9 protein-coding genes are annotated in these 11905 nt (G+C 62.0%); 5 read left to right on the forward strand and 4 right to left on the reverse strand.

Annotation, left to right across the window (positions count from 1 at the left end):
- Nucleotides 1-14: 14 nt before the first annotated feature.
- The 3 genes from ACODR6_RS07925 to ACODR6_RS07935 are packed head-to-tail and all read right to left on the reverse strand — an operon-like array spanning nucleotide 15 to nucleotide 3948.
- Nucleotides 15-1439: a glycosyltransferase family 2 protein gene (locus tag ACODR6_RS07925; RefSeq protein ID WP_246777631.1), complete on the reverse strand. Its 1425-nt coding sequence runs from the start codon at nucleotides 1437-1439 to the stop codon at nucleotides 15-17.
- 31 nt (nucleotides 1440-1470) lie between these two features.
- Entirely contained in the window at nucleotides 1471-2904 is a 1434-nt protein-coding gene (locus ACODR6_RS07930) for a UDP-glucose dehydrogenase family protein (protein ID WP_489022044.1), read from the reverse strand.
- A gap of 21 nt (nucleotides 2905-2925) precedes the next feature.
- Nucleotides 2926-3948 carry a UDP-glucuronic acid decarboxylase family protein gene (locus ACODR6_RS07935; protein ID WP_489022046.1) on the reverse strand — a complete coding sequence of 341 codons (1023 nt, stop codon included), beginning with the start codon at nucleotides 3946-3948 and terminating at the stop codon, nucleotides 2926-2928.
- Between the two features lie 216 nt (nucleotides 3949-4164).
- Between ACODR6_RS07935 and ACODR6_RS07940 the strand changes: the two genes are divergently transcribed.
- Complete coding sequence (locus ACODR6_RS07940; protein WP_489022048.1) at nucleotides 4165-5280, forward strand: endo-1,4-beta-xylanase; 1116 nt, start codon at nucleotides 4165-4167, stop codon at nucleotides 5278-5280.
- Nucleotides 5281-5286: 6 nt separating this feature from the next.
- On the opposite strand, the gene ACODR6_RS07945 is transcribed toward ACODR6_RS07940, so the two are convergent.
- Nucleotides 5287-7023 carry a bifunctional diguanylate cyclase/phosphodiesterase gene (locus ACODR6_RS07945; RefSeq protein ID WP_489022050.1) on the reverse strand — a complete coding sequence of 579 codons (1737 nt, stop codon included), beginning with the start codon at nucleotides 7021-7023 and terminating at the stop codon, nucleotides 5287-5289.
- 281 nt (nucleotides 7024-7304) lie between these two features.
- Between ACODR6_RS07945 and ACODR6_RS07950 the strand changes: the two genes are divergently transcribed.
- The 4 genes from ACODR6_RS07950 to ACODR6_RS07965 all read left to right on the forward strand — a co-directional run bounded on the left by ACODR6_RS07950 (nucleotide 7305) and on the right by ACODR6_RS07965 (nucleotide 11752).
- Nucleotides 7305-7838, forward strand: coding sequence for a 2Fe-2S iron-sulfur cluster-binding protein (locus tag ACODR6_RS07950; protein WP_489022052.1), 534 nt, complete (start codon nucleotides 7305-7307; stop codon nucleotides 7836-7838).
- Nucleotides 7835-8824 (forward strand): FAD binding domain-containing protein, encoded by a 990-nt coding sequence (locus ACODR6_RS07955; protein WP_489022054.1) that lies wholly within the window; start codon nucleotides 7835-7837, stop codon nucleotides 8822-8824. Before ACODR6_RS07950 ends, ACODR6_RS07955 begins: the two co-directional genes overlap by 4 nt.
- Nucleotides 8821-11106: a xanthine dehydrogenase family protein molybdopterin-binding subunit gene (locus tag ACODR6_RS07960; RefSeq protein WP_489022056.1), complete on the forward strand. Its 2286-nt coding sequence runs from the start codon at nucleotides 8821-8823 to the stop codon at nucleotides 11104-11106. Before ACODR6_RS07955 ends, ACODR6_RS07960 begins: the two co-directional genes overlap by 4 nt.
- Nucleotides 11107-11191: 85 nt before the next feature.
- Nucleotides 11192-11752, forward strand: coding sequence for a helix-turn-helix domain-containing protein (locus ACODR6_RS07965; protein WP_112711037.1), 561 nt, complete (start codon nucleotides 11192-11194; stop codon nucleotides 11750-11752).
- Nucleotides 11753-11905: the final 153 nt, after the last annotated feature.

Genomic DNA, 11905 nt, shown 5'->3' on the forward strand with positions numbered 1-11905 from the left:
AGGTTGATTGCGGGTCATTCAGCCGCGATTTGCGTCATGATCAGGTCTTCGTTTGCATTGGTCTTGACCGTGCGCTCCCAGACGAGGCCCTGATCCTTGATGTACATGCGCAGCCCGATGTAGAGCGGGATGAGCCAGATCAGCCACCAGACCATCAGCGATACCGGATTGATGCGCACGAGGTACCAGACCCTCGTCCAGACGCTCTCGGCGACCAGTTTGCTGCGCGTCCAGACGCTGATGTAGAGACGCAACAGAAGCAGCGAGAACATGCTGAGATTGAGGATCGGGAAGATCGCGGCCGCGGCCGGCAGATTGCCCTGTCCGCTGAAATACTGCCACATCGCCCATATCCCGATCGGGATGCCGATCGTGTTGATCGACATCGACAGGCACGGCAGGAAATTGAGCCAGGCGCGGAACTTCTGCCAGCGGGTCATGCCCATCGACGTCAGCGGCGAGGTCAGGCTCTGGAAGAAGCCGCAGACCCAGCGCTTGCGCTGCGTAATGCCGTGCATCAGCGTCGAGGGCACTTCCTCGATCAACGGGTTTTCGATGACGCCGAGCTTGCGGCCGTTGGTCCAGAACCGCATGCCGACCTCGGGATCCTCGATGGTGATCCACGGGTGGAAGCCGCCGAGTTCGATCAGGTCCGAGGCGCGGAAGAACAGACCCTTGCCCAGCACCCAATAGGGCTGACGGCCATTGGCTGTCAGGTGCGGGTAGGTGAGCCCGTCCCAGGACATGTGATCGGCCGCATGCCAGGTCGCCGCCATGCTCTCGTTGAGATTGCCGGCGATGTTCTGTGCCTGCAGCACATCGTATTTCTTCATGCCAGCGGCACCGGCCAGGAAGTGATCGGCGGGCGGGCAGCTGTCGGCATCGATATAGTTGACCAGGAAGTCCTCGCGGCCCTCGAACTTCTTGGCGACGTTGTAGAAGGCATAGACCAGCTGGCGCGTCTTCTTCGGCGGCAGGTCGCGATTGTAGGCGCGGTGCCCCTCATGCCACCAATAGGCCTTCCGCGTGGAATCCCAGCCGTCCCAGACCGCCTGCCAGCTCGGATGCGTGGTCGGCGGCACCTCGACGATTTCGAGGAAGGAGAATTCCTGCTTGAGACGGCGGAGCGAAGCCACCGTCTCGTAGTCGTTCTCGTTGGGGATCGCCACGACCTTGTAGCGATGCTTCGGGTAGCGAAGCTGCGAGAGCGAGGTGAAGGTCGTGCGCATCGTTCCTTCCAGCTCGCGCAGAACCGGATAGAAGAGAACGATGAAGGGGCATTCCTCCTCAGTCACCGCATCGATATCTGCCTGCGTCACCATGTTCGTCGGCAGGCTGGCGAAGAAGAAGTTCAGCCCGAGGCTGAGGCTGTAGGCGATCTGCACCACGAAGAAGAGCGTGAGCAGGGCATACTGGCCGGTTATCGAGATCATATCCATCGTACGCTAAACCTTTGATTGGATATAAATATTACACTGCAGCAGGCTGTGGTGCCGGGCGCACCGAACCATTGGCCGCCGGATGCTCCCGCTCGACGCGGCCTGCATTCTTGGGCTTCAGGAGGCGCGGGGTGACCTGGATCGATGCGGTCTCGGTGCGGCGCGGCGAGCCGATCCGGTGAAGCTCGAAACCGGCAGCCTCGACCTTGCGGCTGTCGAGGATGTTGCGCAGGTCGACGATGACAGGATGACTGACCAGCGAGCCGAGGCGGGCAAAGTCGAGCCCCTGGAATTCCTTCCACTCGGTCGCGACGACGATGCCATCGGCGTCGGCGACGCAGTCATAGGCGTTCTCGGCATAATCGACATTCTGCAGATAGTGACGCGCCTGCTCCATGCCCTCCGGATCATAGGCGCGGACACGGGCACCCATCTTCTGCAGGGCGGCGATGATGTTGAGCGATGGCGCCTCGCGCATGTCGTCGGTATTGGCCTTGAAGGTCAGGCCAAGGATGGCGATCGTCTTGCCGCGTACCTGATTGCCGAGCGCCGTGATGACGCGCCGGCCGATGCCACGCTTTCTGGCATCGTTGGCGGCAATCGAGCTCTCGACGACGCGCAGGCTGACCGAATGGCTCTGCGCGGTTGCCAGCAATGCCAGCGAGTCCTTCGGGAAACAGGAGCCGCCATAGCCTGGACCCGGGTTCAGGAAGGCGCGGCCGATACGGGTGTCCTGGCCGATCCCGTTTGCGACTTCCGAGACATCGGCGGAGACCGCCTCGCAGAAATCGGCGATCTCGTTGATGAAGGAGATCTTGATGGCAAGGAAGGCGTTTGCCGCATACTTGATGACTTCAGCGGCATTGCGGCCGGTATAGAGGATCGGAACGCCCTGGGCGCGCAGCGGCTCGTAGAGCATCTTCATCTTCTCGGTCGCCCAGGGAACATCGCAGCCGACGACGACGCGATCCGGGCTCATGAAGTCATCGATGGCGCTGCCTTCCTTCAGGAATTCCGGATTGGAGACGGCGGCGAAGACGAGATCGGGCCGCGAGGTGCGGATGATCGCCTCGACGGCATCGCCGGTGCCGACTGGCACGGTCGACTTGGTGACGACGACGAGGCCGTCTTCGGCGCTGAGCGCGATTTCGGAGGCGACGGCATAGACGCTCGTCAGATCCGCTTCGCTGCCACCCTGGCGGGTCGGCGTGCCGACGGCGATGAAGGCGAAATCGGCGCCTTTGAGCGATGACTTGAGATCGGTCGAGAAGGTCAGCCTGCTCTCATCGATATTGGTCTTGATCAGCGCGTCGAGACCGGGCTCGAAGATCGGCACGCCGCCGGAGTTCAGGAGGTTGATCTTCTGCGCGTTGCTATCGACGCAGACGACGGAGTGACCGAGGGCGGAAAAGCACGCACCGGAAACCAGGCCCACATAGCCGGAGCCAACAATTACGACTTTCATGTTTCACCTATAATCTGATGGTTATTCAGCAGCGCTGATGACAGCGGGGGGCTGCCGTCTGAGTTCGCCGTCGAAATATTCGATGGTCTTGAGCAGCCCCTCGCGGAGGCTCACTTCAGGGCGCCAGCCGAGAAGCTCGCTCGCCTTGCTGATATCGGGCTTGCGGCGCTTCGGATCGTCGACCGGAAGCGGCAGGCGGACGATCGGCGAGCGGGAGCCGGTGATCTCGAGGACGAGATGTGCGAGTTCTTCCATCGTGAATTCGCCGGGATTGCCGATATTGACCGGGCTGTCGGCGACTTCGCTGCGCATCAGGAGATCGAAGCCGCGGATCAGGTCGTCGACATAGCAGAAGGAGCGCGTCTGGCTGCCGTCGCCATAGACGGTCAGCGGCTGGCCGAGCAGCGCCTGGATGACGAAGTTCGAGACGACGCGGCCATCGTCCGGCTGCATGCGCGGGCCGTAGGTGTTGAAGATGCGGACCATACGGACGATGACGCCGCGGGTCTTGCCGAAATCGGTAAACAGCGTCTCGGCAAAGCGCTTGCCCTCATCGTAGCAGGAGCGCGGGCCGACGGTGTTGACGTTGCCCCAGTAGTGTTCCGGCTGCGGGTGGATTTCGGGATCGCCGTAGATCTCCGAGGTGGAGGCGTGGAAGACGCGGGCGCCGTCGCGTTCGGCGCGGCGCAGCACGTTCCAGGCGCCCTTGCAGTTGATCATCGCCGTCGAAACCGGGTCGGCTTGGTAATGGACGGGCGAGGCCGGGCAGGCGAGATTGTAGATCTCGGCGAATTTCGGCAGCGTATCGGGCAGTTCGTCGGTGACGTCATGCTGCACGACGCTCAGGCGGTTGCTGAACTGGAGTCTGGAGAGATTGGACGCACGGCCGGTGTGAAAATTGTCGAGGCAATAAACGTGATTGCCACGGGAAACGAGCAGATCTGCAAGATGAGATCCGAGGAAACCGGCGCCGCCGGTTATCAGGATATTCGCGCCCTCAAGAGCGGGACGCAGCGACCCGGTCGCATGATTAAACTCTATCACCTTAGGACTCCATACAATAGCGCTCCGAAGAACAACGCTCTTCAGCAAGCAGTTGATAGAATGTCCTTGAGGCTTCCCCCTATTTCTTGTTGTTAACGGTCCATTAATATAGCTTTTCCGAAAATACAATTACATATGATAACCGGAAATTGCGATTTTAATCTTCTGAAGGCCTTGTTTCTGTGAAATGCAGAAGCCGATATCTGAGGAAATACAATGCCAGAGTTGTCGAGGCGGGGCTTCCTGAGGAATATTGCAACCGGAGCTATGGGCGCAATTGCAGCCGCTTCATCCTTAAAGCCAGCGTACTCATCCCAAAGGAGTAGGTCTATCCCTTTCGGGTCAGCCGCCCGTACCCAATTCATCGAAGCGGACGGGCGATACCGGGATTCTCTCCTGCAATATTGCAGCCGCCTGACGCCGGAGATCGAGTTCAAATGGGACCAGATCGAGCCGCGGCAAGGGCAATTCTCGTTCGAAGCAGCCGATACGGTAGCGAATTTCGCCAGAGATCACGGCAAGGAAATCTACGGCCACACGCTGCTCTGGCACCGCAGCATGCCGCCCTGGCTGCCGGATCATCTCCGCGAGACCCGCGACTGGAGTACCGTCACGGGTCATATCGGCCGGATGGTCGGCCGCTATGCGGGTGTCCGCTATTGGGACGTCGTCAACGAGCCGATCGATACGGGGTTCCGGGACGACGGCCTCAGGCCATCCGTCTTCCTGGACTGTTTTGGTGCCGATTACATCGCGATGGCACTTCAGGCGGCGCGGGCGGCATCACCGGGTGCTGAGTTGCTGATCAACGAGTATGGGCTCGAATATGATCTGACCGTGGAGCATGACCGGCGCTATCACTTCCTGCGGCTGCTCGAACGGCTGAAGAAGGGTGGCGTCCCGATCGGTGGCATCGGGCTGCAGGCCCATCTCGACCTGCGCAAGGGGCCGGTGTCGCAGGCTGCCATTTCGAGCTTCTTGAAGGAGATCCGTAATCTCGGTCTCTTCGTCTTCGTCACCGAGCTCGATGTCACCGAAGCCGACTATGTCATGTCAGCGGTCGAGCGCGATGCGAAAGTCGGGGCCGAGGTGGCGCGCTATCTCGATGTGGTCTGCGATTTCGAGGATCTGCGCGGCGTCGCCACCTGGGGGCTGACGGATCGCTATTCCTGGCTTGGGCTACCGCCCGAAGAGGTCGAGGCCTACAAGCAGCATGGCTACTGGCGCGACGGAACCTCGCCCGGCTTCAACCGTGGCCTGCCGCTCGATACCGACCTGCGGCCAAAACCGTTTCTCGATGCGCTGAAGGCGCACGGCGTAGGACAGTTCTGAACCATCTCAGCCGGCATTCTCCATCCTGCGGGCAGCGGCCGTCTCCAGAACCGCCTGTGTCACCTGCGCCGGTTGCGGCCGGCCGAAGGCGTATCCCTGCAGCGTATCGGCGCCAAGCCCGGCCAGCAGGCGGGCGTGATCCAGCGTCTCGACACCCTCGGCGACGACCTCGATCTCGAGCGTGCGGGCAATGTCGATCAGCGAGCCGATCAGCCGCCGCTGAGTCTCGCTCTTCAGGATCGGCAGCACGAGGTGGCGGTCGATCTTGACGCGATTGGGCCTGAGCTCGAGCAGGCCGAGCAGCGAGGCATGGCCGGAACCAAGATCGTCGATCTCGATATCGATGCCGAGCTGGCGGATGCGCTCGATATTGCGCTTCACCTGCTCGCTAAGCGTATCCAGGAAGATGGTCTCGATGAATTCGAAGCTGATTTGCCCGGGTGCAATACCGAGCGCGCTAACCTTGCCGGGCAGCGACGGATCGCCGAGCCGGGCGGCCGAGAGGTTGACGGACACCGTCGGAACCTTGATCCCCGCCATCGACCAGCGATTGATATCGAAGATCACGCGGCGGAAGACAGCGTCATCGACGGCGTCCATCAGGCCGTTAGCGGCAGCAAGCTCAAGGAAATCGCCCGGCATTCGCAAGCCCTTCGGGCTCTCCCAGCGGGCAAGTGCTTCGAGACCGCAGATCGCATAATCGCTGGCTCGGACCTTTACCTGATAAAAGGGCACGATCTCGCCGATGTGCAGGCCGCTGCGCAACTCCTGCAGCATCTGCTTTTCAGCGTTGCGCTTCTCGGCAAGTGCCGGCGTGAACAGCTGGTCGCGATTGCGGCCGTTCTTCTTCGCCTCGTAGAGCGCGATGTCGGAAGACGTCAGCAGCGCGGCAACATCGCTGCCGCTCGCATGGGCGTAGCCGATGGAACATTCGACGGTGAAAGGCTCGCCATCGATAAAGACCGGCTTGCGCAGGTCTTGCCGGATTCTCGCGACGATCTCGCGCATTCGATCCGGCTGAGGCGAAAGCGACAGAACCGCAAATTCGTCACCGCCAAGGCGCGCTGCAATCTCGCCACCGGCGATCCCCGAAGCAAGCACGGAACCGACATGCCGCAACACCGTATCGCCGCCGCCATGGCCGAAGCGGTCGTTGATCTCCTTGAACCGGTCGATATCGATATGACAGAGCGAGGCAACGGGTTCGGACGCTTGCAGCAGGCGCGCAAAGGCATCGTCGAAGGCGCGGCGGTTCAGCAGGCTTGTGAGAGAATCGTGATCGGCTGCATAGCGCGCTTCCGCCCGGCTCTGCTCGGCCGCCTCGCGCTGCTTGGCGAGCTGTTGGTTGCGCAATGCGTCTTCGGTCACATCCCATTCCGCGCCGATGAAGCAGGCCTCGCCCTGGCCGTCCACGAAGTACTGGGCGCGGGAGCGGATATGGCGGATCTCGCCATCCGGGCGGATGATGCGAAACTCCGAGGCATAATCGCTCTTGTTGGCAATGGCCGCCTTGAAGATCGTGCTGGCACCCGGACAGTCGTCGGGATGCACGCTTTCCAGCCAGATGACGTCGTGTTCGCCCTTGGCAACGCCGTAAATGCGCTGCAGCTGATCGTCCCACCGGGTCTGGTTCTTGGCGATATTGTGCTGCCAAATCCCGATGCCGGATGCCTCAAGCGCAATGCCGAGCTGCCTGACCAGGTCTTCAAGCTCGTTGTTCGTCCACGTTAATTTATTGCCCACTGACGCGTGCCCGCCCCTCTTTGGCGAGCATTATGCCGGGGACTCCTTAGTAAAGGCTGAAGCCTGCACTTGGGCGTTGCTTGGTGCGACGTTCTGACACTTGCCGCGCGAGCGCATTTCTACGGTCGATTGTATCGGATCGACTCGAATATTCAAAGAGTTGATCTTTGCCGCCGATACGCAGCGAAATCCCCATCACAAATCGTTTGAAACTTCGGCGCCGCTTTCTAGGTCCCTTGGGGTGAAGTTTCAAAAACCGTCAGCGCATAAGGAGAACGCTTATGCAATTCACCATCAATGGCAAGCCGATCGATGTCACCGCGGATATCCGCACGTCGGTGCTCGATCTCTTGCGAAACTATGCTGGCCTCATGGGTACCAAGAAGGGCTGCGACCAGGGGGCGTGCGGCGCCTGCACCGTGCTTGTCGACGGGGAGCGCATCAACTCCTGTCTGGCGCTCGCCGTCCAATATCAGGGGCGCAGCATCACTACGGTCGAGGGCCTGGCCAAAAATGGCGATCTTCACCCGCTGCAGAAGGCGTTCATCGAGCATGACGGCTTTCAATGCGGCTATTGCACGCCGGGACAGCTCTGTTCCGCCATCGGCATGGCCGCGGAAATCAGCCGCGGCGTGCCGAGCGCCGTAACCCGGGATCTGGCGGCGGATCAGGTGGACCTGACGGAAACTGAATTGCGCGAGCGCATGAGCGGCAATCTCTGTCGATGCGGAGCCTATAACGGCATCGTCGAAGCAATAGCCGAGACCTATTCCGGCCGGAGTGCCGCTGAGACGAAGGAGAGGGCACGCGCATGAACCTCTTCACCTATGAGAAGGCATCCACCCCATCCGCCGCGATCGAGCTCTCCGGAAAGAGCAGCGCCGCCAGATATCTCGGCGGCGGCACCAACCTCGTCGACCTGATGCGGGAGACAGTCGAATGTCCGGAGACACTGATCGATGTCACCGCACTCGCCGATGGCATCGACCAGGCTGGCGATGGCACGCTGATGATCGGCGGCGCGGTCAAGAACACGGCGCTTGCGGCCGATATGCGGGTGCGATCTGCCTATCCGGTGCTGTCGCGTGCGCTTCTCTCCGGCGCCAGCGCGCAGATCCGCAACATGGCGACCGTCGCCGGCAATATCCTCCAGAGGACGCGCTGCCGTTATTTCTACGACAACGCCTCTCACTGCAACAAACGCGAACCGGGTGCCGGTTGCGACGCGATCGGCGGCTTCAATCGCTATCATGCCGTTCTCGGGGCCTCCTCATCCTGCGTGGCGACACATCCCTCCGATATGTGCGCGGCGCTTGTGGCGCTCGATGCCGTGGTTCATGTCGAGGGTCCGTCGGGCCGGCGCGCGATCCCGCTTGCGGAACTTCACCGGCTACCCGGCGATCGTGCCGATCTCGAAACCGAATTGCGGCCCCGGGAGCTGATCACGGCAGTGGAAATCCCGCAGCTATCCTTCGGCCGGCGTTCGACCTATCGCAAGGTGCGCGATCGGGCGAGCTATGCCTTCGCGCTCGTCTCCGTGGCGGCCGCGCTCGACATCGATGATGCCGGTAATATCCGCGATGTCAGGCTGGCGCTTGGCGGCGTCGCGCCCAAGCCGTGGCGTGCTTCGAAAGCGGAGGCCGCGCTGAGAGGGCAACCGGCCACGGAACAGACCTTCCGGGCCGCGGCAGAGGCCGAGCTCTCATCCGCAAAGGCACTTCGCGACAACGGCTTCAAGATCGAGCTCGCCAAGCGAACGATCGTTGCCGTCCTCAACGAATTGAAGGGAGAGGGCGCATGAGCACCCAGCCGGAAACCACCACCGCAAAATCCGGCCGCTGGCAGCCGGCCGTGACATCGGATCCGATGTTGCGCCGGCATGGAGCGCTCGGGCGCCCGGTCTCGCGCATCGACGGGCCGCTGAAGGTTCAGGGCGGCGCCCGCTATGCGGCCGAATATCCCTATGACAACATCTGCTACGCGGCCTTGACTTTCAGCACGATTGCGCGCGGGCGAATTCTGTCGATCGAGACCGCGGCAGCCGAAAAGGCGCCTGGCGTCATTCTCGTCATGACCTATCACAACGCCCCACGGATGAAGGCGCCGTCGCTGATGATGTCGTCGCCGACGGCCGCAGGCGCCAGCGACCTGCCGGTGATGCAGAACGACGAGATACACTGGAACGGCCAGCCGGTGGCCTGTGTGCTTGCCGAAACGCAGGAGCAGGCGGATTACGCCGCGAGCCTGATCAAGACCGAATACGCGGCCTTGCCGGCTGTCACCTCGTTCGAGGAGGCGAAGAAGACACCGAGGCAGCTTGAAACACTGCTCGGCCAGCCGCCGATCCTGGAGATCGGTGACGCCGAAGCCGCTCTGAAACGTGCCGAAGTCAGCGTCGACCAGATCTACCGGACGCCCAGGCATAATCACAACGCCATCGAGCTGCATGCGGCGACCGTCGCCTGGGATGGCGATCACCTGCGAATGCACGATGCCAGCCAGCTTCTGGATCTGACTGCCGGGCAGCTCGCCGACATCTTCGGGATCGATCAGCAGAATGTGCACGTCACCTCGCCCTATGTTGGCGGCGGGTTTGGCGGGAAATGCCTGTGGGATCACCAGATCCTTGCCTGTGCGGCAGCGAAGCTCGCCGGGCGGCCGGTGCGCATCATGCTCTCCCGCGAAGGCGTCTTCCGTCTTGTCGGCGGGCGCACCGTTACCGAGCAGCGTGTCGCGCTCGGCGCCAAGGCAGATGGGACGCTCGACGCCCTGATCCACACCGGCATCGTCGCGATGACGCTGCACAATTCCTGTCCGGAGCAGTTCACCTTCCCGGCCCGTCACATGTATGCGGCCGGGGCCTTCCGGCTCGCGCAAGAAGTGGCCGACATGGATATGCTCGCCAACACCTTCATGCGCGCTCCCGGCGAATCCGTCGGCACCTTCGCGCTGGAATCGGCAATCGACGAGTTGGCGGAAAAGCTGAAGCTCGACCCGATCGAACTCCGCCGCCGCATCGAGCCAAAGAAGGACCCGACCAGCGGCAAGCCCTTTTCATCGCGCCGCCTCATTGAATGCTACGAGAAGGGTGCCGAGAAATTCGGCTGGAGCGCGCGCAGCATGGTGCCGCGCCAGAAGCGCGACGGCGAATGGCTGATCGGCATGGGATGCGCAACCGCGACCTATCCCTATCACCGCTTCCCCGGCGGCGCCGTGAGGATGCGGCTGACGGCCGAGGGCAAGGTGACGGTTTCCACTGCTGTCCACGATATGGGCATGGGCACGGCAACCGCCCAGGCCGAGCATATCGCGCTCCGCCTCGGCATCCCATTCGAGGACGTGACCTTCGACTATGGCGACACCACCCTGCCGCGCGGCGTGATCGCTGGCGGCTCGACGCAGACGGCGTCGATCGCGGGCGCGGTGATCGCGGCCACGGAAATCTTCGTCGACGAACTGCTGAAGCTCGCCGGAAACGACTCGCCGCTTGCCGGCCTTTCGCTTGCCGAGGTCGAGCCGAGAGACGGTGGTATCGGCCATCGCGACGAGAAAGGACGCTTCGAATCCTATCCGTCGATCCTGCGACGCGCGGGGAGGGACGAGCTTGTCGTTCAGGGTGAAGCACCGCCACCGGCGGAAATGGAGGCCTTCTCCATGCACTCCTACGGCGCGCAATTCTGCGAAGTCAGGGTCAGCGAAATCACCGGCGAAACCCGCATATCGCGCTTCCTGGGCTCCTTCGACGCCGGAGTGATCCTCAACGCCAAGACGGCGATCAGCCAGTTCAAGGGCGGGATCATCATGGGGATTGGACTGGCGCTGACCGAAGAGACCAATTTCGACGAGCGCTATGGCCGCGTCGTCAACGCGTCGCTCGCCGAATATCACGTGCCGGTTCAGATGGACGTCCCCGAAATCGACATCATCTACACGAACGAGCCCGACCCGCAGGCGCCGATGGGCGCCCGCGGCATCGGCGAAATCGGCATCACCGGCGTCGGCGCAGCCGTCGCAAATGCCGTCTACAACGCCATCGGAAAGCGCATCCGCGATCTGCCGATCACCCTGGACAAGCTGCTGTAGGCAGCTTGCTCAGGCTTTTTAAAGTATCTGACAGTTCCGCTGCGGCAGTTGCCGGGGAGGGGCGTGAGACGCTAATGATATCCGCATGTTGGATAATATCGATGAGCGTCTCGGCGCACGGGTGAGAATTGAGCGGGAACTGCGCGGCTGGTCGCTGACGGAGCTGGCGAAGCGGTCGAGCGTGTCGCGGGCGATGATCCATAAGGTCGAGCGGGGCGAGGCGAGCCCGACGGCGATGCTTCTGGCGCGGCTTGCGGGTGCGTTCGAGATGAGCATGTCGACGCTGATGGTGCGTGCCGAGATGCAGGAGGGAATGCTGCTGCGCAAGGGCGAGCAGCCCGTCTGGATCGATCCCGTGACCGGCTATGCGCGTCGCCATGTCTCGCCGCGGTCGGCGACCCCGATCGATGTCATCAATATCGATTTCCCGCCCGGCAAGGAATCGTCCTTCCCTGCAGCGTCCTATATCAATCGCAAGCACATCATCTGGGTGCTCGATGGCGAACTGGTCTTCCTCGAAGGCGAGGCGCGCCATGAGATGAAGGAAGGCGACTGCCTGGAGCTCGGGCCGCCCAACGACTGTACTTTCCGCAACGAGAGCGACCGGCCCTGCCGCTACGCGGTGATCGTGCTACGCGATTCCTGATCGAGCGGTCCTGATTTTCCAGGCTGCCTGAAGGCGGAGCATGTCTATCCGCAACTTTCTTGTGTGTTCCGTACTCTTATAGTGACGGCTCTGCGTCGCCAGGCGAAGCCTTTCTGCCCGCGTTCTGGCGTGCTTGTGCAGTGCTGCGGGCGT

It is taken from the genome of Rhizobium sp. FG96 (genome assembly GCF_057808655.1).